This is a genomic window from Burkholderia sp. Ac-20392 (assembly GCF_017104585.1).
In the GTDB taxonomy this organism is placed as follows: domain Bacteria; phylum Pseudomonadota; class Gammaproteobacteria; order Burkholderiales; family Burkholderiaceae; genus Burkholderia; species Burkholderia lata.
On the sequence record NZ_JAAGPB010000001.1, the window covers coordinates 31,592 to 56,338 of the forward strand.

Here is a 24,747-nt window from a genome sequence, read left to right on the forward strand (position 1 = left end):
CGCCATCGCCGCATCGCTGTCATAATCCGCGCGTCCGGTAGCAACCCGTGCCGCCGGATGCGCGTGCCCACCAATGCCCATGTCCGACCTGTTTTCCGCTGAACCGCACCGTCCGCTGGCGGATGCGCTGCGCCCGACGTCGCTTGACGACGTGATCGGGCAGGCGCATCTGCTCGGCGCGGGCATGCCGCTGCGCCGGGCGTTCGAATCGGGCAAGCCGCATTCGATGATTTTCTGGGGGCCGCCCGGCGTCGGCAAGACGACGTTGGCGCGGCTGACCGCGCAGGCGTTCGACTGCGCGTTCGCCGCGTTGTCCGCGGTGCTCGGCGGCGTCAAGGACATTCGCGCCGTCACGGCTCGTGCGCAGCAGGTGTTCGACGAAGCGGGGCGCCGCACGATCGTGTTCGTCGACGAAATCCACCGCTTCAACGAAACGCAGCAGGCCGCGCTGCTGCCGTCCGTCACGTCCGGCGCCGTCGTCTTCATCGGCGCGACGACCGAAAACCCGAGTTTCGAAGTCAATCGCGCATTGCTTTCACGCGCACGGGTGTACGTGCTGAAGCCGCTGGACGACGACGCGTTGCGCGCGCTGTTTGTGCGTGCGCACATGACCGCACTCGGCACGCTTTCGTTCGACGACGATGCGCTCGGCAAGCTGATCGACCATGCGGACGGTGATGCGCGACGCTTCCTGAACCTGCTCGAACAGGTGCGGACAGCATCAGCGTCGGCGGGCGTGACGACGATCGACGGCAGCTTCGTCGAGCGCGCGACGACAACCGGCGCGCGTCGCTTCGACAAGGGCGGCGAGCATTTCTACGATCAGATTTCGGCGCTGCACAAGTCGGTGCGCGGCTCGAACCCGGACGCCGCGCTGTACTGGCTGTGCCGGATGCTGGACGGCGGCACCGACCGCCGCTACCTCGCACGCCGGATCGTTGCGATCGCGTACGACGACATCGGGCTTGCCGACCCGACCGGATTGCGGATCGCCGACGATGCGGCCAAGACCAGCGACCGGCTCGGCGCACCGGAAGGCGATCTCGCGCTCGCGCAGGCCGTGCTGTATCTCGCGTGCGCGGCAAAAAGCAATGCCGGCGGGATGGCGCTGATGCAGGCGCGGGCCTTCGTGCGGCAGGATCGGCCTCGCGACGTGCCGGCGCATTTGCGCGACGTGCGTGCCGAATTGACGCAAGCGCTCGGGCACGCGTACCGGAATCCGCACGACGAGCGTGACGGCTACGCGGCAGGCGAAAGTTACCTGCCGGACGGCATGCGGGAACCGCATTGGTACGAGCCTGCGCCGCGCGGCGTCGAGGCGAGGATCGCGGAGCGGCTCGACGGGTTGCGCAGGCTTGACCGGGATGCGGGCAAGCGGAGCTGACTGGCGACGCACGCCGCCGCCGCGAATGCCCGATTTCTCCGGGACGCTTTTGCGAGCGAGGCGCCTGCAGGCATGACTTCAGGATTCGACCGACGATTTTAGTGTGTTTAGCGAAACAGTCGAATCATGAATTTGTCTAGTCATCCTGATCGAAAGATCGTACGGAATGCACCATGTTCGTGCCATGAATCACCACCACGAGGCACGTCAGAGCCCTGAAATTAGGGGATTTCCCGCGTTTACCCGGTTTTTATTGACCAACGCTTGTCGCTCGGTTTTTCTTCTTGCATGCTTGTATAGACAAATTCCTGAGGCCGCTTGCATGACCGAAGGGATGACGAACTTCAACGCAAGGAGAATCTCGTGAACGGCAAGCGCATCAAGTGGGCAGTCAGGACGATCGGCATCATGGCGGCGGTAGCGGCCACGCTTTCCGCACCGGTGCAGGCGAAGGAGTGGAAGACCGTGACGGTGGCGCTCGAAGGCGGCTACGCGCCGTGGAACCTCACGCTGCCGGGCGGCAAGCTCGGCGGCTTCGAGCCCGAACTGCTCGCCAACGTGTGCGAGCGCATCAAGGTGCAGTGCAACATGGTCGCGCAGGACTGGGACGGGATGATTCCGGGGCTGCAGGCCGGCAAGTTCGATGTCCTGATGGATGCGATCTCGATCACGCCGGAGCGCGAGAAGATCCTGCTGTTCTCGCGGCCTTATGCGGCCACGCCCGCGACGTTTGCCGTCACCGACACGAAGATCCTGCCGAAGGCGGCGCCGGGCGCACCGATCGTCAAGCTGTCGGGTGACGCGAATGCCGACAAGCCAACCGTCGACGGGCTGCGCAAGCAGCTGAAGGGCAAGACGATCGGCATCCAGTCGGGCACCGTCTACACGAAGTTCATCAACGACAGCTTCAAGGACATCGCGTCGATTCGCGTGTACAAGACGTCGCCCGAGCGCGATCTCGACCTCGTCGCCGGCCGCATCGACGCATCGTTCGACGATGTCACTTACTACGCGGCGAACAATGCGAAGAAAGACAACGCATCAATCGTGCTCGCGGGCCCGAAGCTCGGCGGGCCGATCTGGGGCCCGGGCGAAGGGCTGGCATTCCGCAAGCAGGATGCCGACCTGAAGACGAAGTTCGATACGGCGATCGGCGCCGCGCTCGCGGACGGTACCGTGAAGAAGCTCGCCGACAAGTGGTTCAAGACCGACGTCACCCCGTAAGCGCACGTCCGGCCGCCGCCGCGCAAGCGGCCTGAGCCGCGCGCGGCGGCGCGCATCCTGCCGATCCTATCAACGCTTGCCGGGAGGCACGCATGGCGATCCTTGAAATGCTGGGCTTCGGAACCGAAGGCTGGGGCGGCGTGCTGCTGCTCGCCGCGCTGATGACGGTTGCGCTGACGCTGGCCGCGCTTGCGGTCGGCGCCGTGATCGGTGCGGGCATCGCGGCCGCGAAGCTGTCGCGCTACCGCAGCGCCCGCCTGCTCGGCGACCTGTATACGACGGTGTTTCGCGGCGTGCCCGAGCTGCTCGTCATCTACCTGTTCTATTTCGGCGGCTCGACGCTCGTCACGGCCGTCGGCCAGTGGTTCGGCGCTGACGGCTTCATCGGCGTGCCGCCGTTCGTGATCGGTGCGCTCGCAGTGGGGATGATTTCCGGTGCGTACCAGGCCGAGGTGTATCGCGCGGCCGTGCTCGCGGTGTCGAAGGGCGAACTCGAAGCGGCGCGCTCGATCGGCATGCCGCGCAGCATGGTCCTGCGCCGCATCCTGATTCCGCAGGTCCTGCGCTTCGCGTTGCCCGGCATCGGCAACGTGTGGCAGCTGAGCCTGAAGGATTCGGCGCTGATCTCGGTCACAGGGCTCGCGGAGCTGCTGCGCACGAGCCAGATCGCCGCGAATTCGACCCATCAGTATTTCGTGTTCTTCGTCGCGGGCGGCGTGCTCTACCTGGTCATGACCGGGTTGTCGAACCGCGTGTTCAACCGGGCTGAAGCAATCGTCGGCCGGTCGTTCCGCCGCAACTTCGCACGCAACTGACGGAGCGCGCACATGTCACTCGATTTCGACTTCCTGTTCGACACGCTGCGCCAGCTGCTCGCGGCGGTACCGACCACGCTCGGCCTGTTCTTCGCATCGCTCGTGCTCGGCGGCCTGCTGTCGCTCGTGATCGTCACGATGCGCGTATCGCCGCGCTGGCTGCCGAACCGCTTTGCGCGTGCGTACATCCTCGTGTTTCGCGGCTCGCCACTGCTGATCCAGATGTTTCTCGTGTACTACGGGCTCGGCCAGTTCGGCGTGATCCGGGAAAGCTTCATGTGGCCGCTGCTGCGCGAGCCGTACGTGTGCGCCGTGCTGTCGCTCGCGCTTTGCACCGCCGGCTACACGGCCGAGATCCTGCGCGGCGGGCTGATGGCCGTGCCGGTCGGGCAGATCGAGGCGGGCTATTCGATCGGCCTGTCGGGCTTCGCACTGCTGCGCCGCGTGATCGGCCCGATCGCGCTGCGCCAGTGCCTGCCCGCGTATTCGACTGAAGCCGTGCTGCTGGTCAAGTCGACCGCGCTCGCCAGCCTCGTGACCGTGTGGGAGGTGACGGGCGTCGCGCAGCAGATCATCCAGCAAACCTACCGGACGACCGAGGTGTTCGTGTGTGCGGCCCTCATCTACCTGGGCCTGAACTTTATCGTCGTACGCCTGCTCGGCGCGCTCGAATGGCGGCTGTCGGGCCATCTGCGTGCGCCGAAGCCGTCCGGCGCGACCGCCGCCGCACGCAATGCACGGCGTGTCGCATCCTGACCGCGTCCTTCCTTCCAGGAGAATTCGATGAACACTGCTGCTCCCGTCGCCCTGTCGGTCAGGAACATCCACAAGTCGTTCGGCGATCACCACGTACTGAAGGGCATCTCGCTCGATGCGCACGAAGGCGACGTCATCTCGATCCTCGGTGCGAGCGGATCGGGCAAGAGTACCTTCCTGCGCTGCCTGAACCTGCTCGAAACGCCGGACGACGGCTCGGTCGCGCTCGCCGGCGAGGAGCTGAAGATGAAGCGTGCGCGCGACGGCAAGCTGCACCCGGGCGACCGGCGCCAGGTCGACCGCATCCGCTCGCAGCTCGGGATGGTGTTCCAGAACTTCAACCTGTGGTCGCACATGACCGTGCTCGACAATCTCGTCGAAGGCCCGCTGCGCGTGCAGAAACGCAGTCGCGCGGAAGCGGTCGAGGAGGCCGAGGCGCTGCTCGCGCGCGTCGGCCTCGCGGACAAGCGCGGCTACTATCCGGCGCACCTGTCGGGCGGGCAGCAGCAGCGCGTCGCGATCGCGCGAGCGCTCGCGATGCATCCGAAGGTGATGCTGTTCGACGAACCGACGTCGGCACTCGATCCGGAGCTGGTCGGCGAGGTGCTGCGCGTGATGCGCTCGCTCGCGGAGGAAGGGCGCACGATGCTGGTCGTCACGCACGAAATGGGCTTCGCGCGGCATGTGTCGAATCGCGTGATGTTCCTGCATCAGGGCGAGGTCGATGCGGACGGGACGCCTGCCGAACTGTTCGGCGGCCAATGCTCCGAACGCTTTCGCCAGTTCGTGTCGAGCCATCATGACCGTGCCGCGAATTGAGGCTGCCATGACGGTATTCCGTTCGGCACGGCCGCTCGACTGGCGGCAGATTGCGGCGGTGGCGGCCGGCGCGCCGCTCGCGTTGACCGACGAGGCGCGCGGGCGTGTCGTCGCGGCGCGTGAACTCGTCGACGCAATCGTCGCGCGCGGCATTCGCGCGTATGGCGTCAACACGGGCGTCGGCGCGTTGTGCGACGTGATCGTGTCGCCGGAGCAACAGGGCACGCTGTCGCGCAACATCCTGATGAGCCACGCGGTCGGCGTCGGCGCGCCGCTCGGTGCGGCGGAAACCCGCGCGATCATCGCGGCCGCGATCAACAACTACGCGCATGGGCATTCCGGCGTGCGTGCCGACATCGTCGACCAACTGGTCGCGCTTCTCGAACAGGATTGCCTGCCGGAAGTGCCGGCGCACGGTTCGGTGGGCTACCTGACCCACATGGCGCACGTCGCGCTCGTCTGTATCGGGCATGGCTACGCGCGTCATCGCGGCGAACGCGTGCGTGGCGACGAAGCGTTGCGCCGCATCGGCCGCGAGCCGCTGGCGCTCGGTGCCAAGGAGGGACTGAGCCTGGTCAACGGCACGCCATGTGTGACGGGGCTCGCCGCGCTCGCGCTTGCGCGTGCGGAGCGGCTGCTCGACTGGGCCGACTGGGTCGCGGCGACGAGCTTCGAGAATCTCGGCGGCCAACTCGCTGCGTTCGATCCGACATCGCTGGCGCTGCGCATTTCGTCCGGCATCGGGCATGTCGGTGCGCGCTTGCGCGCGATGCTTGCCGACAGCGCAATGCTCGCCGCGGCGAACGGGCGGCATACGCAGGACCCGCTCAGCCTGCGCACGATTCCGCACGTGCACGGCGCGGCGCGCGACGTGCTGGCGGTCACCGCGGAGGTCGTCGATCGCGAACTCGCGTCCGTCACCGACAATCCGATCGTCGCGGGCACGCGTGACGCGCCGGCCGTCCATTCGCAGGCGCATGCGGTCGGTGCGGGCATTGCGCTCGCGATGGACAGCCTCGCGGCCGCGATGGCGCAGGTCGCGGCGATTGCCGAGCGGCGGCTCGACCGTCTCGTCAATCCGCTCGTGAGCGGGCTGCCGGCATTTCTCGCGGCGCCGGGCGGCACGTGTTCCGGGTTCATGATCGCGCAGTACACCGCGGTCGCGCTGGTTGCGCAGAACCAGCGGCTCGCCGCGCCCGCGAGCCTCGACGGCGGCATCACGTCGGGCTTGCAGGAGGATCACCTGTGCCATGCGACGCCGGCTGCGCTGAAGGCGCTCGACATCATCGAAAACACCACGCGTGTGCTCGCGATCGAGTTGCTGGCCGCCGCGCAGGCGTACGATTTGCAGGAGAGTGGCGCGTCACGGGCGGCGCCGACCGACGCGCTGTGGCGTTACGTGCGCGAACGCGTGCCGGCGTATCACGACGACCGGCCGCTCGCGGACGACATCGCGACGGCGGCCGGCATCGTCGCGGGCGTACCGCCGTCGCTGGCGTGAAGCATGGGTGCTGAGACGGTCGGCAGGTCATCCAACCTTCATTTGATCGAGGGCGCATGAACGAAGCGGAACGATACACGGCTGCCCGGCCGGGGGGCGTACCGGGCGATGACGTGCCGGCGCGTGCGCTGCCGGCCTATCAGCAGATCAAGCGCTACGTGGTCGAGCGGATCGCGAACGGGGACTGGAAGCCCGGTGGCGCGATTCCGACCGAGGCCGAACTGGTCAAGGAGTTCGGCGTGGCGCGGATGACGGTGTCGCGTGCGCTGCGCGAGCTCACTGCCGAGCGTGTGCTGACCCGCATCCAGGGGGCAGGCACCTTCGTCGAGCGCCGTCATTACGAATCGACGGTGCTCGAGATCCGCAACATCGCGGACGAGATCGCCGAGCGCGGCCATCGACACAGTGCCCGCGTGCTGATGATCGAAAGCAGCGACGATCCCGAAGCGATCGAAGCGCTCGGGCTTCGTGCGGGGCCGGTGTTTCATTCGCGCATCGTGCATTGCGAGGAAGGCGAGCCGATCCAGTTCGAGGATCGCTACGTCAATCCGGCGCTGTTTCCCGCCTACCTCGACCAGGATTTCACGGTCGAGACGCCGAATCACTACATGGTGCGGCTCGCGCCGATCCAGCGTGCGGAATTCCGCATCTACGCACAGAAGCCCGATGCGCAGGTGCGCCGGCACCTCGTGATGGAAATCGGCGAGCCCTGCCTGCTGCTGCGACGGCGCACGTGGGTCGGCGGGCAGATTGCGACGTCGGTGCAGCTGTGGCATCCGGCGTCACGGTTTCATTTGGCTGGGCGGGTGTAAGCAGCGGTGTCCGCCACCGCTGTTGGTTGTCACTGTCGTGGTGGCGATCGTCGAGTCACGCTGCCGGCTTGCTGCTGCGCAAACCACCAGCGGCGGGCGTTCAGGCCGCTTGCGCGGGCCAGTTGACCGGGATCGCCGATCCGATGGGTTCGCGCAGCGTCATGCTTTCGCAACTTTGCCATCCGCAAGGGGCGTGACAGAGCGCGCTTTCGCGTGCAAACCCGATCGAACGCGTCGTGCGCACCATCATCGGCCTCGGGTGTATTCATCGCCGCGACCCCTGCTTGCCGTGGCGCTCGAGGTCTCGCCAGCACACTCTGGCACCCGATCGCGGCGGGTGCCATGCCACACGCTGCCATCTCTTGAACCGTTGGTTCGGCGCTCACACGGCAACCGGGGCATCCATTCCATGCGCTGACTTACCCGGTTCATCGGACCGTGGCACTAGTCGGGCAGATGACCACCTGCCTTTCAAAACAGGCAGCGTCTCCTTCAGGCAGTACGCCGCCGAGCCCATCCTTCGGGTTCGCGTTGCCAGCGCAGGCCCCGAGCGATCCCCTTGTCTGGCGGTCACCACCTCGCATGACCATCTCCCGCGCGTCACCGACAGCCCGTGCAACTACTGAGTTGCCGCGAAAAATGGTTTATGGTCAAATGACCATGTCAAGTGATCTACATGTCTGTTTCATCCCCAATTGGACGTCATCGCTCGGGCGCGGACGTTCCCACGGTGGGCAAGATTTTGCGAAAGCTTCGCGGCGGCGCGGAAATGGGCGCACGCCGGCCACCTGAAGTCAGGCGAAATCCCGGGGGATGGAGCAGGCGTCCGCGTATTGACGCCTGAGCAGTTTTCGCCTGTCGGCTGAAAGCGCCCCGGTTGAAAAACAAGAATTTCTGGAGACAGTGCTCGTGGATGAAATGCACAGCAGGAAGAACGAAGCGATTGACCCCTCGGCGCTACGCGCCCGGCTGCGAGACGGCGCGTTGCTGGAGACGCGCGCCTGGCTGGCGTCGGGATGGCAGGAAGGCACGGAGGGTCGCTCGTTTCCCGTCACGAACCCGGCCACGGGTGACATCCTCGCCCGCGTGGCCAGCCTCGGCGCCGCGGAGGTGGAGCAGGCCATCGAATCGTCGGCGCTTGCACAGCAAGGCTGGCAGAAGCAGACCAGCCACGAGCGCGCAAAGCTGTTGCGCGCGTGGTTCGACCTGATCCTGGCGAATGCCGACGACCTCGCGTTGATCATGACGTCGGAGCAGGGCAAGCCGCTGGCGGAGGCCCGCGGCGAAATCACATATGCGGCTTCTTTCGTGGAGTGGTTCGCCGAAGAAGCGAAGCGTGTCTACGGCGACGTCATGCCTCACCCGCAAGGCGACAAGCGCATCCTCGTCATCCGTCAGCCGATCGGCGTGTGTGCCGCGATCACGCCGTGGAATTTCCCGGCCGCGATGATCACGCGCAAGGTCGCGCCGGCGCTGGCCGCGGGCTGTTCCATCATCGTGCGCCCCGCCGACCTGACGCCGCTCACGGCGCTTGCGCTTGCCGTCCTGGCCGAGCGCGCGGGCATTCCGGCGGGTGTCCTTCAAGTGGTGTGTGGCCCGTCGCGCGAGATCGGCGCGGTTCTGACGGCGAGCCCGGTGGTGCGCAAGCTTTCGTTTACCGGCTCGACTGAAGTCGGCCGTGTGCTCATGAGCCAATCGTCCGGAACGATCAAGCGGCTTTCTCTCGAGCTCGGCGGCAACGCGCCTTTCATCGTGTTCGACGACGCGGATCTCGACGCAGCGATTGAAGGGGCGATGGCGTCGAAGTACCGGAATAGCGGTCAGACCTGTGTGTGCGCCAATCGCTTTCTGGTCCAGGCAGGCATTCATGACCGCTTCGTCGAGGCGCTCACCCGGCGAGTCCAGGCGCTCAAGGTAGGGAACGGCATCGAGCCGGGCGTGCAGCAGGGGCCGCTGATCCAGAAGTCCGCCTGCGACCACCTGAATCAGCTGATCGACGACGCGGTAAGCAAGGGCGCACGCATCGTCACCGGCGGAAAAGGTCATCAGCTCGGGGGCACGTTTTTCGAGCCGACCGTGATTGCCGATGCGACGCCGGCCATGCGGCTCGCACGCGAGGAGCTTTTCGGGCCCGTCGGCCCGGTGTTCCGCTTCGAGGATGAAGCGGAAGCGATCGCGATGGCCAACGACACCGAATACGGGCTCGCCGCCTATCTCTATACGCGTGACAACAGCCGCATCTGGCGTGTGGGCGAGGCACTCGAGTACGGGATGGTCGGCCTGAATACCGGCGTGATTTCCAACGAGGTCGCACCGTTCGGCGGGGTCAAGCAATCGGGCCTGGGCCGCGAGGGTTCCCGTTACGGAATCGAGGAATACCTGGAAATCAAGTACATGTGCACCCAGGTCTAACTGCCAAAGTCTGCATCAAGGAAACGTCAATGGAAATGTCCCCGCAATCGATGCTCTTCGAAACTGTTCCGTCCATTCTCCAGGAATGGGGTTGTGTGCGCCGCCTGGGTCAGGTGATGGCGGCATGGACGGAGCGCCGTCATGTCCTGATCGTGACCGACGCGGGGCTGCACAACACCGGTGTGCTGGAACCGGCGAAAGCGTCGTTGGCGGCCGAGGGATTCCGTGTGGCGGTTTTTGACGAGGTCGTGGCCGACCCGCCGGAGAGCGTGGTCTCGCGCTGCGTCGAGTTCGCGCGCAGTGCAGAGGCGGACATCGTCATCGGCCTGGGCGGCGGCTCGTCGATGGACATTGCAAAACTGGCCGCCGTGCTCACCGTCTCGCAGCAATCGCTCGCGGAAATGTACGGAATCGGCAACGTGCGGGGCGCGCGCCTGCCATTGGTGCAGATTCCTACGACGGCCGGCACCGGGTCGGAAGTCACCAACATTTCCATCGTTTCGGTTAACGAAACAACCAAGATGGGCATCGTCTCCCGTCAGCTGTATGCCGACAAAGTGATCCTGGACGCCGAGCTGACGGTCGGTCTGCCGCGCAGCCATACCGCTGCGACGGGCATCGACGCGATGGTCCACGCCATCGAGGCCTATACCAGCAAGCACAAGAAGAATCCCGTTTCCGACGCGCTCGCGCGCGAGGCGCTTCGCTTGCTGGTGAGCAACCTGATCCCGGCTTGCGAAAACGGCCACGATCGGCACGCACGAGAGGCCATGCTGCTGGGCGCCACGCTGGCGGGGCAGGCCTTCGCCAATGCTCCGGTGGCCGCGGTCCATGCGCTCGCGTATCCGTTGGGGGGGCATTTCCATATCCCGCACGGCTTGTCCAACGCATTGATGCTTGCCCCCGTGCTGCGATTCAACGCCGAAGCGGCCGCTTCGCACTATTCGGAACTGGCGGATGTCGTCGGCGCGGGTGGAAAGGGCGACGCCAAGGCGCGCACGGCGGCGTTCATCGCATTCCTGGAAGACCTGATGAACCGATCCGGCGCACCGCGACGCCTGCGCGACGTGGGTGTCACGCAGGCGAGCCTGCCGACCCTGGCAGCCGATGCGATGAAGCAGCAGCGCCTGCTGTTGAACAATCCGGTCGTTGTCACGGAGTCGGACGCATTGCGCCTGTATGAGCAGGCCTATTGACCCGAGGCAGGCAAATTCGTAGTCGCCGTAACGTTAATGTAGAGAGTGCACCGTGAACAATGTAGAAAGGATTGAGCACCACGAGATCGTTATCCTGGGTGCAGGCTTCGGAGGCCTCGGCATGGCCGCTCGCATGAAGATCGCGGGCATCGACGACTTCGTCGTGCTGGAGAAGCGTCCCGATCTCGGTGGCGTCTGGCTGGACAATTCGTATCCCGGCGCGGCATGCGATACCGAATCGCACCTGTACTGCTACAGCTTCCATCCGCATTTGCGCGTGAGCGCCATGTATGCCGGCCGGAATGAGCTGCTGCACTATTTGAAATCGCTTGCCACGCGGTTCGACCTGGCAGAGCACCTGCGATTCGACACCGAGATTCGCAGTGCAGAATGGGATGCCGGTGCAAGCCTCTGGCGGTTCGAGCTGAACGACGGGTCCCGGATGACCTCCCGATTCTTCGTGCCGGCCTGGGGGCAGCTGAACCGTCCGCTGATCCCGGCGGTGCGCGGCCTGGCGGATTTCAACGGCGAGTATTTCCACTCCGCCGAGTGGCGGCACGACGTGGACTTGAGCGGCAAGCGGGTGGCAAGCATCGGCAACGCCGCCAGCGCCGTGCAGTATGTGCCGCTCATCGCGCCGAAGGTCGATCACCTGACGGTATTCCAGCGCAGCGCGAACTGGATCATGCCGCGCAACCAGATCGTCTTCTCGACGGATCAGCTCGATACCTACGAGCGCGAGCCCCATCTGTTCGAAGAAAGCAGGAAATCGCTGCACGCGTTCCGCGAGTCCGGGTTCGAGCGGACACGGATGGGTTCCACCGCACAGCTGGAAGGCAAGAGTCTCGCGTTGGCACACCTTCATCGCCAGGTGCCCGACCCGGCACTGCGCGAGCAGCTGACACCGGACTATGAATACGCGTGCAAACGGATTCTGCGATCGGACGACTACTATCCGGCGCTCATGCGCGACAACGTCGCGCTGGAGACGGCGGGGGTGGAGTCGTTCGTCGATGAGGGCATCGTGACCCGGGACGGCCGTCTGCTCCCGTTCGACGTGGTCGTGTTCGGAACCGGATTCGAGAGCCAGGCATTCCAGGGCAGCCTGCAGGTTCGCGGGACGGACCGCACGTTGGCCCAGGCGTGGGCAGACGGCCCGGAAGCCTATCTGGGCATGACCGTGCCGGGCTTTCCGAACATGTTCATGTTGTACGGGCCGAATACCAACCTGAACCACAACTCCATCGTGTCGATGCTCGAGATCCAGCAGAACTACATCATCGACGCGATCGGCGGCATGGCCTCGGCCGGTGTGAAGGCGGTCAGCGTCGACCGGGCCGTGTTTGACGCATACAACGACAAGCTGCAATCGGCGATGGCCGGCTCGGCGTTTTCGGCGGGTTGCTCGAGCTGGTACAAGAACGCGCAAGGCAAGGTGATCAACAACTGGCCGGGCACGGTGGACGAGTACCGCGCGGCGACGCAATGGGATCAAAGCGTGTTCGCGGCGATCTGAGCGGAGAGGCACATGACATCAGTGCACTGGTTGCCGCTGACGGAGGTGGCCGACGATGCCCGTGACGCCGTCCGGGCGTTCCGCGAACTGGGCGGACGACACTACGGCAGCTTTTCCGTCGACCAGTCGCGCGTGAACTTCGTGCGTGCCTGCGAATTGAACGGCCTCACGGGTGACGAGGCCGTTGTCCACGAAGACATCGACGTTCCCGTCGCGAACGGCAGCATCCGGGTACGGCTCTATCGCCCGCCCGCCGGGGCGGGCGCCGACGGCAACCCGCTTGTCGTCTTCATTCACGGCGGCGGGTGGGTGATCGGCAGCGTGGACACGCATGACGGCATCTGCCGTCATCTCGCACGGCATGGCGGGTGTGCCGTTGCTTCGGTGGAATACCGGCTATCGCCGGAGCACCGGTGGCCGGTCCCGCTCGAAGATTGCGAGCAGGCATTGGACTACCTGATGGCCAACGCTTCCGCGCTCGCCATCAATGCATCCCGGGTGATCCTGGCGGGCGACAGCGCCGGCGGCAATATGGCGACCCTCATCGCCAATGCGGCCTCGGCGGTGGGGCCCGCAATCATCGGGCAGGTCCTGTTTTATCCCGTGACCGACCTGACGGCGTCACGCCCGTCATATCAGCGCATTCAGGGCGGATTTCCGCTCGTCGCCGAGTCGATGCTCTGGTTCCGGGAGCACTACGTGCCGGCCGGCACGCCGTTTGATCTTCCACGCCTGTCCCCGCTGCTGCATGCGGAAGGGCGGCGGCAACCGCCGATGTTCATTGCCACGGTGGGGCTGGACCCGCTATGTGACGAAGGCATCGCCTACGCGTCATGCGCGGCCCGCGCCGGGAGCAAGGTCGAGCATCACCATCTGCCTGGGCACCATCACGGCATCGTCACCGCAGCCCGTGCTATCCCGGCGGCGAGATACCTGCTGGATCGCGCTGCTTCCTTTGTTCGACGGCTTGCCGAACAGGACGGTTTCGACGCGTGACGCTTCGATCGTCGCGCGGGCCGACGCATGCAACCTTCGCGACCGATCGTGTAATGGAAACTCCTGATTCAAATTATCCCTCGACTGCATAGACTGGGAACCGTGGAACTTGGTCAATTGATCATGTTCGGAGTGACCGGTTGGGTGCGTAGGGGGTTGTCTCGTGCTGGTTTGAAGCGTTGTCGCTGGCATACACGTGCAGGCGTCTTTTTCCTTCGTAGTCACATGACCAAGTCGGATGATCTAGTCGTGCGGCGTTACGGATATTTTCAATAACTGGTCATCGGAGGGATCTCATGACTAAGAATCAAGCAGATTCGTGTTCGCCTGAGCACGTAGAGGTACTAATCATCGGGGCGGGGATCTCGGGGATCGATGCCGCCTGCCATCTCCGCATGAACCTGCCGGACCGCTCGTTCGCGATCCTGGAAGCGATGGATGGATTGGGCGGTACGTGGTGGACCCATCGCTACCCCGGCGCGCGCTCCGACAGCGACCTGTACACGTATGCGTTCGGCTTCCGCCCGTGGCAGGGCCGCTCGATCGCCACGGCGGAGGAGATCCAAAGCTATCTGGGCGATGTCGTCAAGGAATATGACCTCGGCTCGAAGATCCGCTACGGGCATCGTGTCCAAACGGTGAGCTGGTCGAGCGAGCAGAAGCGCTGGACGGTCGAGGTGTCGCGCAACGATACGGGCGAACACTTCTCGCTCACCACCGACTTCCTGTGGCTGGGGGCCGGGTACTACGACCATCGCCAGGGCTTTACGCCGAAGTGGAGCGGGTTCGATCGCTACAAGGGAACGGTCATTCATCCGCAGCACTGGCCGAAAGACCTCGACTATGCCGGCAAGCGGGTGGTCGTGATCGGCTCGGGCGCGACCGCTGCGACGCTGATTCCGGCGATGGCCGGCACTGCGGCGCATGTGACGATGCTGCAACGGTCGCCGACGTTCTTCACGGCGGTTCCCTGGACTCACCAACTGGACGCGACGCTTCGCGAACTGAGCCTGCCCGAAGAGTGGCGGTCCGAGATTCTGCGGCGTGCGCATCTGAAGCAGACATTCGACCTGATCAACCTGTCCGCGGCGAACCCGGACGCCGTTCGCGACTGGCTGATCAACGAGACCCGGCAACAGCTGCCGGAAGGGTTCGACGTCGACAAGCACTTCAACCCCAGCTATCGCCCGTGGCAGCAGCGCGTGGCGGCGGTGCCCGAGGGCGACCTCTTCACGGCGATCCGGGACGGGAAAGCCTCCGTCGTGACGGACACCATCGAATCGTTCGACGAAAACGGCATCACGTTGGCGTCGGGCGAGCACCTGCAGGCGGACATCGTCGTGACGGCGACCGGCTTCGACATGAGCGCTTTCGGCCAGATCGCCTTTCACGTCGACGGTGATCCGGTCGACATGACCAAGCGGGTCTCGTATCGCGGAATGATGATCGAGGGTATCCCGAACATGGCGTTCATCTACGGCTACTACCGGTCGAGCTGGACGCTGCGCGCCGATCTCGTCTGCGAATTCACCTGCCGCGTCCTGGCACATATGGACAAGGTAGGGGCGAAGACGGTGGAACCGCGCCTGCGCGCCGAGGACGCCGACATGCAGCGGCTGCCGTGGACGGACCCGAACAACTTCAACGCCGGGTACGTGATGCGGTCGCAACACCAGATGCACTCGCGTGGCGATCGCATGCCGTGGCAGCACCACTTCGAGTACGAGGAGGAGCGCCAGACCATCCCGGAATTGAGCCCGGATGCCGAAGTCCTCGTGTACCGCTGATCTCCGAGCAACGTTCGATTAAAGGTGATAGTTATGGCACTCGATTTGCACCTCGCTGGTTTTCTCGAATCCTTTGCCGGGTCCGGCGCGAAACCGCTGCCGCAGTCAGCCCCGGAAGAGGCACGCGGATTGATGCAGCACCTGGCACGCGCCGTTCGCGCGCCAGAGGCCGTGATCGACATTCACGGCGTGGAAGACCTGACCGTTCCTGGCGCGGCCGGATCGTTGCGGGCGCGGCTCTATCGTCCGACCCAGGATCGTCATCTGCCGACGGTCGTCTATCTCCACGGCGGCGGGTTCGTCATTGGCGATCTGGACACGCACGACAAAATTTGCCGGGAGCTGGCGCGTGGCGCGAACGCGGTCGTCGTCTCGGTGGATTACCGGCTGGCGCCCGAGCATCCGTATCCGGCCGCGGCGGACGACGCGATTGCCGCGACCCGATGGGTGATCGCGAACGCGGGTGAGCTGGGCGGAAGCGACGTCGTGGCGGTGGCCGGTGACAGCGCCGGCGGCAATCTTGCGGCGGTCGTGACCCAGCAACTGCACGCCGACGGCATTTCGCTGTCCGCGCAGTTCCTGATCTACCCCGCGGTCGCGCAGGATCGCGCCGGCTTTCCTTCCTTCAAGGAAAACGGCGAAGGCTACTTTCTCGACCTCGAGACGATCGCCTGGTTCGAGCGACATTACGTGCTCGACGGTACCGACAGGGAGGATCCGCGACTGGCGCCGATCCGTGCGAAGGACCTTGCCGGGTTGCCGCCTGCCGTCATCCTGACCGCCGAATTCGATCCGCTGCGCGACGAGGGCGAAGCCTATGGCCGCTTGCTTCACGCAAGCGGCGTCAAGGTCGACACGATCCGGTGCGACGGCATGATTCACGGGTTCTTCGACATGGGGGCGATCTCCCCGGGCGCCCAGGCGTGGATCGACAAGGGCATCGCGAGCTTTCGGAAGGTACTCGGCAGCGCGCAGCACCATTGATACGTTGGCGGTAGCGACTTGATTTCGCTTTTCGCCATTTCGTGGCCGCATGCGGTTCGATGGATGACCTCCAACGTTGCCGGTGCGGCCACGCAGTGCTGATGCATGACGGAATGAAGCCGATTGCGCAACGGCTCGGTGAGGCCGCGACGCGAGTGGCGGAATCGATGCATCAGGTAGTTGCTTGTGAAGCGCTCAGGCATCTATCCAGGACACAGACCGTGAAGAACTCATTCGATTATCTTGTTGTAGGCGGCGGCTCGGCAGGCAGCGTGCTGGCTTCGCGTTTGACCGAAGATCCCCATGTGACGCTGTGCCTCTTCGAAGCCGGCGGCACCGGCGATGGATGGCCCATCAACGTGCCGGCCGCCCTGGTGCTGATGGTCCCGTCCCGGCTGAACAACTGGGCGTTCGAGACGGTGCCTCAAAAGGGGCTGCAGGGGCGACGCGGCTACCAGCCGCGTGGCAAGGCGTTGGGCGGCTCGTCGGCGATCAATGCGATGGTGTACACGCGTGGCCATCATGCCGACTACGACGATTGGGCCGCGCTCGGCAACGAAGGCTGGGCCTGGAACGACGTCTTTCCCTATTTCAAGCGAAGCGAGCACAACGAGCGCCTCGGCAATGAATGGCACGGGCGCGGCGGCCCGCTGTGGGTCAGCGACCTGAGGACCGGTAATCCGTTTCAGGGCCGTTGGCTGGACGCCGCACGTCAGTGCGGCTTGCCCATCACGGACGATTTCAACGGTGCGGAGCAGGAAGGCGTCGGCATCTACCAGGTGACCCAGAAGAATGGCGAGCGCTGGAGTGCGGCGCGGGCCTATCTTTTCCCGCACATGAAGACGCGCGGCAACCTGACGGTGGAGACGGGCGCGCAGGTCAGGCGCATCGTGTTCGACGGCAAACGGGCCGTTGGCGTCGAGGTCACGCGCGGCGGGAATGTCGAGACGATCTGGGCGAAGAAGGAGGTGATCCTTTCCGCCGGCGCGTTTCAGTCGCCCCAGTTGCTGATGTTGTCCGGCGTCGGGCCGAAGGACGAACTCGAGCGTCACGGGATCAAGGTCGTCGCCGATCTCCCGGGCGTGGGAGAAAACCTGCAGGATCACCCGGACTTCGTTGTCAGCTACAAGACGAACAGCCTGGACGCGCTGGGGGTATCGGTACGCGGCGGGATCAAGACGTTGCGCGACATCAGGCAATACCGGGCGTCGCGGGACGGCACGATGACAACCAACTTCGCTGAAGGCGGCGCCTTCCTGAAGACGCGTCCCGATCTGGAGCGACCGGACGTTCAGATGCACTTTGTCGTGGGGCCCGTCAGCGATCACGGCAGGAAGGTGCAGCTCGGGCATGGCATTTCCTGTCACGTGTGCTTGCTGAGGCCGAAAAGCCGTGGATCGGTCAAGCTGCGAAGCGCCGATCCGCTGGACGCGCCGTTGATCGACCCGGCGTTTCTCGAGCATGCGGATGATCTCGAGGTCCTGGTCGAGGGCTACAAGCTGACCCGGCGGTTGATGGCGGCGCCGGCCATGTCCGAGTTCGTGACGGAGGACCTGTTCGCGTCCCGGTCGCGATCGGATGACGACATTCGTGCGTTGCTGCGCGAGCGGACCGACACCGTGTACCACCCGGTAGGAACGTGTCGGATGGGGAACGACGCGCTCGCCGTCGTCGACGCCGAGTTGCGCGTACGGGGAACGGAAGGCCTGCGTGTGGTTGACGCCTCCATCATGCCGACGCTGGTGGGCGCAAACACGAATGCGCCGACGATCATGATCGGGGAGAAAGCCTCGGATCTGATTCGGAGCATCTCGCGATTCCCGGCTGCGATGTCGGCGTGAAAACCGGAATGGTGGTTTGACCGGCCCGCTCTCGTGCCGACCTGCGCCGGCACGAAGGCCTCAACCGGACTCGGACGTTGCGAGCATGGCGCATGCAGTGACGTCTGGCCGGTTGAGGCAAGGCTGGACGCTGCTGGGGCATCGCGAGCTTTCTGGCGTCGAGCGCTTGAGCGGCGAGGTCGGGTGACGCAACCAACCGCCGATCATAAAAGCATCCTTGTTCCTGGAAGAGCAAGGCGAGCACGAGGAACGTGATGTCGCCACCCGAAGCCCGGATGCCGGGTGGCGACCTCTGTGTGCCAACCGCCGGAGCAAGACCGGTGCTTGCTTCGCGGCGATGCGTCGCCGCAACCTACGAACCAACGAACCCATCAGCCGATCGACCTTGCTCGGCGTCCGGCCTCGTCCGGGTGCAGGAAATATTCTTCCCCAGCCTCTATCCCGATGGCTTCGGCATGCGTCATGCCGAACGCCGCTTTCAACTCGTCGAGTCGTGCCGGTTCGTGTCAGTGAAGCTGGACCCCATCCGGCGTCGAACGCCGTCCGGAAGGTGTTCACGCGCACGAAAGGCGACGACTCGGAAATTCAAACATGCACTCGCTCATACTCATCGCGGATGACGCACCGGAAATGTCGTCAACACTCGATACCTGCCTGACTCGCAACGGGTTTCGAACCTTTCAGACCAACGCTTCGCAGGCCATGCTTGCCACGCAACTGAACCTGAAGCCGGATCTGATCATTCTCGACGTCCGTGAACTGCGTGCGGATACCCTGGAAACGCTGGTCAAGCTTCGACGACAAAGCGATACCCCCATCGTCGTCATGTCGGCGTGTGATCTGGACGGGGAGCGGTTGCGCGCCCTGCACGCCGGCGCCGACGACTACATCGTCAGGCCGTTCAACCCGGACGTGGTCGTCGCGCGATTGCTCACGATGCTTCGCCGCTCCGGTGCGCTCGCGCCTGAGCGTCGTCTCCGGGTTGGCGCGCTCGAAGTCGATACGGAAAGCTACAGGGTGTGCGTACGGACGTCCTCCGGTGAAACGCCGGTTGCCGTGACCCTCGTCGAATTCCGCCTGCTGGCTCATATGGCCAGGCTGCCGAATCGGGCATTTACGCGTATCGAATTGCTCGATGCGTGCATGGCCGACGTAAGCGCATCCACACGCACCGTCGACAGCCACATGACCCGGCTACGGAAAAAGCTGATGGCGGAAGGGGTGTCGGACATCCTGGAAAGTGTGCACGGCGTCGGCTATCGCCTGCAGAAATCCGGCTGACGGGGGCGGGCGTCGCTCGCTCGTGGTCCGAATCCGCTGTTCGTCGAGTGTGCATGCGGCGGTTACGTGCGTGCCGCAGAGAGTGGTGTGCCACCAGGAGATCGTCCGCTCGGAGCCGTTGCGGCGGTTGTGCAGATCACTGACCTCATCTCCTGGCCTGGGGCCTCATGTGGGATGCGGGCGGGCGGCGCGGCCGTACGCCGCGGCTTCATCGCGTTACCCTTGGCCTCGAGGGTAGGAGAACTCGATCGCTGTTTGGCCGCACCATCCATCCCGGGGCGGCAGGCTTCGACACAGCGAGCCGTATTTCAAGAACACGGCCCGCTGCGAGAATCAGACATCCGACAGTTACTGCGCGACGACCCCGTCGCGAGAAAAGATCAGCCACTTGTCGCCAGGCGACGGGAGCGCCGCGGTGTACGTCGTCCCGGTCTGGGTGTGCAGGCGCTGGAACGTCTTTCCATCATCGGCGCTTTGCGCCTGCAGCCCGTCGACACCCACTGCCAATACCGTGGAGCCTCGGGCCGCAAGCGCGGTAATGGAATTCTTGGTGTCGAGCGTCGCGCGTGACCAGGTATGGCCGTTGTCCTCGCTTCGCATCAACGTGCCGCGCAGCCCGCCGACCAGCAGCACGCCGTTGGGCAGCGCCACGCCGCACCAGAACGACCCCTTGTAACCGGTCTCCACGCTCTCCCAGGTGTTGCCCTTATCCCTGGAGATAAAGAGTTGTCCCTTCTCGGCCGTCGCAAAGATCTCGCCGTTGCTGTTCGAAAAAAGACCGAACAGATTCAGGTCCGACTTCTTGCCGTTCGGGAGAACGGCTTCTTTCTTTGTCCAGGTCTTGCCGCCGTCATCGGTGACGAGGATCAGCGACCAGAGCCCGACGGCCACGCCGTGGTCGGCATCGATGAAGTGAACGCCGAACAGCGGGCGATCCTCGGTCGTCGCGAGACGTTGAATCTCCCACGTCTCGCCGCCGTCGGTCGTCTTCAGGATCGCGCCCCAGTGGCCGACGGCCCACCCTGTCCGGGCGTCGATGAAACTGACGGACGTCAGCGTCGAGCTCACGGGCACGGCCTTGGCCTGACGGTACGTCGCGCCGCGGTTGTCGGACAGCAGGATGATGCCGTTCGCACCGACACTCACTACCCGCGGGCCTGCCCACGTTGCATCCAGCACCGCGGACTGCGTTGCGATGCTGGACTGGACGGCCGGAACGGGCTTGAGTTCCGCTGCGGATACCGCGCTTTGCATGCCGCCCAGCAGCGCGCCAATGACGACGATACTGGCCGACAGGGAGAGAACCTTGCGATTCATGGTCATGGAATCCTCTTCTTCTTCAATGGGCGAGCAGGCCGGGAGCGCGTGCGGGCCGGCGGCGCGGGAAGATGCGCTCGAGCCAGACGGCGAAGGCGGGCAGAACCGTCATGGCCATGACCATGTTGACGATGAACATGAACGCCAGGAGCTTGCCCATGTCCGCCTGGAACTTGAGCTCGGAGAACGACCAGGTGGCGACGCCGATCGCGAGCGTGATGGCCGTAAAGATGGTGGCCGTCCCGATCTCGAGGATCGATTGTTCGAGCGCCTTGACGATGCCGACGCCGTTCGCGAGATGCAGCTGCAGGCGGTTGTAGATATAGAACGCATAGTCGACGCCGATACCCACCGCCAGCACCATCACGGGCAGCGTGGCGACGGTCAGGCCGATCTGCAGCTCCTTCATGAACCAGTAGCCGATGAAGGTGCCGATCGTCAGCGGCAGACAGCATGCGAGGACCGCGCGCAGGTCACGGTACGTGACGAGGACGAGCAGGACGATGGTCGTATAGACGTACAGCATCATCGGCAATTCGCTGCGCTCGATTTCGTCGTTGACCGCGGCCAGCACGCCGGCGTTTCCGGAGGCGAGCCGGATCTTCACGCCCGGCAGCTTGTTCGTATCGCGGAAATGCTTCGCGGCGTTGATCACCTGGGTGATCGTGGTCGCCTTGTGGTCGGCCAGATAGATGTTCACCGCGGTCATGCTGCAGTCCTTGCGCATCACGCCGGGCGTGCGGGCCACCTCGCCGGCCAGCGACGAATAGTTGTCGGGGTCGATGGGGATCGCCGACATCTTGGGATTGCCTTCGTTGTACCCCTCGTTGTATTGCCGCAGCAACGACGAGAACGAAACGACCGACAAGACGCCGGGGACGGCACGCATCGACCAGACGAAGCGATCCTGATAAGCGCCGACTTCCACGTTGTTGCAAGACTGGGGAGGCGCTTCGAAGACGACGGAAATCCAGTCCAGGCCGACGTCGTAGCTCGATGCAATCGAAACCGAATCCTTGTTGAAGCGGGCGTCGGCGCGAAGCTCGGGCGCGCCTGCCTGCAGCGTGCCGACGACGCGATCGCGGCTTTCCCAGGCCGCCACGCAGAACACCACGACGGCCGCCAGCAGGATGATCGCGGCATTGCGAGGAACGGCGACTTTTGCGAGAACCCGGAGCACGCGGCCACGACGCGCGGCATGCAGCTCTGCATTCTTTGCATAATTGCCGTCGACCTTGAGCATCGACGCTGCCAGCGGGAGCATCACCAGGTTCGTGACGATCTTGTACGCCACGCCGAGCGAAGCGGTGATCGCGAGCTCGCGAACCATCGGGATCGGGATCAGGATCAGCGTGACGAAGGAGACGAAAGCGGTCACCAGGGCGAGCGTGCCGGGAATCAGCAGCCCGCTGAAGCTGGATCGCGCGGCTTGCTCCACGGATTTCCCGTGGGAGATCTCGCGAACGATGAAATTGATCTGCTGGACGCCGTGCGACACGCCGATCGCGAATACCAGGAACGGAACCAGCACGCCCAACGGGTCGAGCCCGTAGCCGAGGAGATGCAGCGTGCCGAACTGCCAGACGAGCGAGACGAGCGAACAGGTCAGCGGCAGGATCGTCAGGCGAATGGAGCGGCAGTACCAGTAGACGGCCAGCGCGGTCAGGAGCAGGGCGATCGCGCAGAACTTCAGGACCGACGATGCGCCGTTTGCGATATCGCCAATCTGTTTCGCGAAACCGATGATCTGGATCTCGTAGTTCGAATCCTCGAACTTCGATCGCAACTGCGCTTCGAGCGCCTGATCGAATGCCACATAGTCGACCCGCTCACCTTTGGCGTCGAGCTCGTTGAGGTCGGCCGTGACCATTGCACTGCTCTGGTCGCGCGACACGAGGCTGCCGACGAAGCCGCCCTGGGCCGTCGAGCGCGAAATGGCGCCGACCGTATTGCTGTCGAGCTGATCGGGCGTCACGGTGCCGGGGATGAGCGGGTCGGCCCGGAATCCGTCCTCGGTGATCTCGTTGACGAATGAATTCGGAGTCCAGAGCGATTGCACACTGCTGCGAGACACGTTCGGCAGAAACGTGACCGCCTGGGTGACCTCATACAGGCGCTTCAACGCGTCCGGCGTCCAGATGCTGCCCTTGCGGGCCTTGACGACGACGATCAAGCGGTTGGCGCCGAGCAGGTCGCCGCGATACTCGTTGAACGTCTGCGTGTATTCGTGGCCGAGCGGAAGCTGCTTCTCGAACCCGGCGTCCATGCGAAGCTTGACGGCGAAGCAGGCCATGACGACCGTGAAGAGAACCAGAAGCCCCAGCACGAGACGCCTGTGACCGAACAGCGTATTTTCCAGCGAATGAAGAATTCTTAGCAGCTTGCTGGGCCGGGCTGCGTCGGAAACAGGCGTTTGATTCATATTGACCTCAGAAATTGCGGGATGCGACGATTGCCACGAAGTCTCGATCACGTAGCGGGTTGGCCAGCGGGTTGGTCGGGCCCATGAAGCGGGTGTAGTTCAAGGCGACCTGCCAGTTCGCCGGGTTCTGTATGAAATTCACATACAGGTTCATCGCCGTCACGCCGCGCATGAACTGGGCGTTCACGTTCGGCGTATTGCCGAAGAGGCCGTACCGGAGGTAGATCCCCGGATTGACCTGCCACCCGGGAATGACCGTGCCGTCGTAAACCCAGTTGAAATCGACGTCGATCCCGCCCGAGTATTTCGTGCCCTGTGCACTACCCGGCGAGTTGAGTGCGCCGGTCGCGAACAGATCGTTGAATTCGTTCCCCCACAGCAGCGCACCCGGAGAAATCGGCGACCCGCCGTAGCTCTTGTGAAGCCCGGGATACGCAATGATCACCGTCTCGGTCGTCAGCGTGGCGGTCTGGGCGCCGAGCAGCTTGAGGAATGCGCCGGAATTGCCCGGCTGGAGCGAGTAGAGGGTCGTCAGGTGCCACTGGAATCGCTTCTCGTCGACCCAGCAGTTCCCGCCTTGCGCGACGCATCCACTGGCCGGATTCAGCGGAACGGCATCTCGCGGACGGTACGAGAGCTCGGTACCGATTGCCCAGTCGCCAACGGGGAAGTTGGCGCTGACACCGATCATGTGACGGTCTTCCGGAAACCGGAAGATCGTCCCGCCCGTCGAACTCAGCGAGACTTGCGGGAACTTGTCGTGGTACGCGATCGTGTAGAAGCCGAGATTCAGGTCCGTTCCCGCCGGCTGGTAGCGAATGGAAAAACCATACTGCCCGCCGTTCTTCGGATGGACGGTCGAGACGCCATACGCGTTGTTGCCGGGCCCGACGATCTGATTCGACCAATAGCTGCCAACCGGGGGAAGGTAATTCTGGTTCCAGTTGCTCTGGATGTACCCTTCGACGTTCACGCCGTGACCCACGCCGGACGCGACACTCAGTATCGGTGCAGGCAGGATGAATTCCTTGACCTGCGCGCCGGGTTGGGACGCGCGATTCACGTCGATCGCATTCGTCGCATTGACCCCGCCGACTTCCCAGATGCTTTCGCCCCAGCTGACGACCTGGTTACCCACGCGGATGCGCGCGATCTGGTCGCCGACGTTGAACTGCTTGCTGACCCACAGGTCGAGCAAGCGTGGCTTGAAGCGGATGTTCTTCTCGGCGTCGGACGAGAGCCCGCCGTTCAGGCTGGGTGGCGGGTTATAGAAAAGGTTCTGCCCGCTGGTCGCACCTGTCGTGTGGGTGCCGGAGTAGTCGTATTGCCAGGTGCCACGTGCCATGAACGTGAGCCCCTGCGACGGCATCTTCAGGAGCAGCTCGTGGCTGCCCTTGAGATAGCTCGTGAACGGATCGCCCTTGCCGTAGTTGATGTCGCCCTGATCGGAGAGGCCGCTCAATTGACCGAGTCGGCCGCCACCGGTCTGCGCACCGGTGGCCTGGTTGTAGGTCGGCGAGACGAGATTGGAACTTGGCGAGGCAGTGCGAATGCCGACGCCTGCCGATACCGTCGAATCGAAACTGCCTTCGACGTTCCCGATCGTGAACGTGAAGGCGTGCGCGCTGCCGCACCCGACGGCGACAAGCGCCGCGATCGCGGCGCGCACGAAAGCCACGCTGGA

General features: G+C 64.4%; 18 protein-coding genes. 15 read left to right on the forward strand and 3 right to left on the reverse strand.

Translation table 11 applies throughout. The features are described 5' to 3' along the window. Positions 1–79 precede the first annotated feature (79 nt). The 15 genes from G3N99_RS00130 (at position 80) to G3N99_RS00200 (ending at position 19,324) form a co-directional block, all read left to right on the forward strand. Positions 80–1,384, forward strand: a complete 1,305-nt coding sequence (locus G3N99_RS00130) for a replication-associated recombination protein A (protein WP_206121271.1) — start codon at positions 80–82, stop codon at positions 1,382–1,384. Between the two features lie 363 nt (positions 1,385–1,747). Next, entirely contained in the window at positions 1,748–2,608 is an 861-nt protein-coding gene (locus G3N99_RS00135) for a transporter substrate-binding domain-containing protein (RefSeq protein WP_174932322.1), read from the forward strand. 92 nt (positions 2,609–2,700) lie between these two features. Next, positions 2,701–3,423 carry an ABC transporter permease subunit gene (locus G3N99_RS00140; RefSeq protein ID WP_206121272.1) on the forward strand — a complete coding sequence of 241 codons (723 nt, stop codon included), beginning with the start codon at positions 2,701–2,703 and terminating at the stop codon, positions 3,421–3,423. Positions 3,424–3,435: 12 nt separating this feature from the next. Then, a complete protein-coding gene (locus tag G3N99_RS00145) occupies positions 3,436–4,179 on the forward strand; it encodes an ABC transporter permease subunit (RefSeq protein ID WP_174938076.1) in 744 nt (247 codons plus the stop codon). Positions 4,180–4,206: 27 nt separating this feature from the next. Continuing rightward, on the forward strand, positions 4,207–4,998 hold the full coding sequence (locus G3N99_RS00150; protein WP_174932328.1) for an ATP-binding cassette domain-containing protein: 792 nt from the start codon (positions 4,207–4,209) through the stop codon (positions 4,996–4,998). 7 nt (positions 4,999–5,005) lie between these two features. Continuing rightward, positions 5,006–6,499, forward strand: a complete 1,494-nt coding sequence (gene hutH / locus G3N99_RS00155; RefSeq protein WP_206121273.1) for a histidine ammonia-lyase — start codon at positions 5,006–5,008, stop codon at positions 6,497–6,499. 56 nt (positions 6,500–6,555) lie between these two features. Next, positions 6,556–7,311, forward strand: a complete 756-nt coding sequence (gene hutC, locus G3N99_RS00160) for a histidine utilization repressor (protein ID WP_206121274.1) — start codon at positions 6,556–6,558, stop codon at positions 7,309–7,311. Positions 7,312–8,229: 918 nt separating this feature from the next. Then, a complete protein-coding gene (locus G3N99_RS00165; RefSeq protein ID WP_241011339.1) occupies positions 8,230–9,723 on the forward strand; it encodes an NAD-dependent succinate-semialdehyde dehydrogenase in 1,494 nt (497 codons plus the stop codon). 29 nt (positions 9,724–9,752) lie between these two features. Continuing rightward, complete coding sequence (locus G3N99_RS00170; protein ID WP_206121275.1) at positions 9,753–10,919, forward strand: iron-containing alcohol dehydrogenase; 1,167 nt, start codon at positions 9,753–9,755, stop codon at positions 10,917–10,919. A 52-nt stretch (positions 10,920–10,971) separates the two neighbouring features. Next, on the forward strand, positions 10,972–12,435 hold the full coding sequence (locus G3N99_RS00175; RefSeq protein WP_206121276.1) for an NAD(P)/FAD-dependent oxidoreductase: 1,464 nt from the start codon (positions 10,972–10,974) through the stop codon (positions 12,433–12,435). 12 nt (positions 12,436–12,447) lie between these two features. Next, complete coding sequence (locus G3N99_RS00180) at positions 12,448–13,431, forward strand: alpha/beta hydrolase (RefSeq protein ID WP_206121277.1); 984 nt, start codon at positions 12,448–12,450, stop codon at positions 13,429–13,431. Positions 13,432–13,727: 296 nt separating this feature from the next. Continuing rightward, on the forward strand, positions 13,728–15,218 hold the full coding sequence (locus G3N99_RS00185) for an NAD(P)/FAD-dependent oxidoreductase (RefSeq protein WP_206121278.1): 1,491 nt from the start codon (positions 13,728–13,730) through the stop codon (positions 15,216–15,218). A gap of 33 nt (positions 15,219–15,251) precedes the next feature. Beyond that, positions 15,252–16,202: an alpha/beta hydrolase gene (locus G3N99_RS00190; protein WP_206121279.1), complete on the forward strand. Its 951-nt coding sequence runs from the start codon at positions 15,252–15,254 to the stop codon at positions 16,200–16,202. Between the two features lie 221 nt (positions 16,203–16,423). Further along, positions 16,424–18,043, forward strand: a complete 1,620-nt coding sequence (locus G3N99_RS00195; protein WP_174932343.1) for a choline dehydrogenase — start codon at positions 16,424–16,426, stop codon at positions 18,041–18,043. Positions 18,044–18,634: 591 nt separating this feature from the next. After that, a complete protein-coding gene (locus G3N99_RS00200) occupies positions 18,635–19,324 on the forward strand; it encodes a response regulator transcription factor (protein ID WP_174938095.1) in 690 nt (229 codons plus the stop codon). A gap of 348 nt (positions 19,325–19,672) precedes the next feature. On the opposite strand, the gene G3N99_RS00205 is transcribed toward G3N99_RS00200, so the two are convergent. From G3N99_RS00205 to G3N99_RS00215, 3 genes are read right to left on the reverse strand one after another with little or no spacing between them, the layout of a single operon-like run. Continuing rightward, positions 19,673–20,641, reverse strand: a complete 969-nt coding sequence (locus G3N99_RS00205; RefSeq protein ID WP_241011330.1) for a YCF48-related protein — start codon at positions 20,639–20,641, stop codon at positions 19,673–19,675. Between the two features lie 22 nt (positions 20,642–20,663). After that, positions 20,664–23,063, reverse strand: a complete 2,400-nt coding sequence (locus tag G3N99_RS00210; protein ID WP_206121306.1) for an MMPL family transporter — start codon at positions 23,061–23,063, stop codon at positions 20,664–20,666. Positions 23,064–23,070: 7 nt separating this feature from the next. Then, positions 23,071–24,741, reverse strand: a complete 1,671-nt coding sequence (locus tag G3N99_RS00215) for a DUF1302 family protein (RefSeq protein ID WP_254601428.1) — start codon at positions 24,739–24,741, stop codon at positions 23,071–23,073. Positions 24,742–24,747 lie beyond the last annotated feature (6 nt).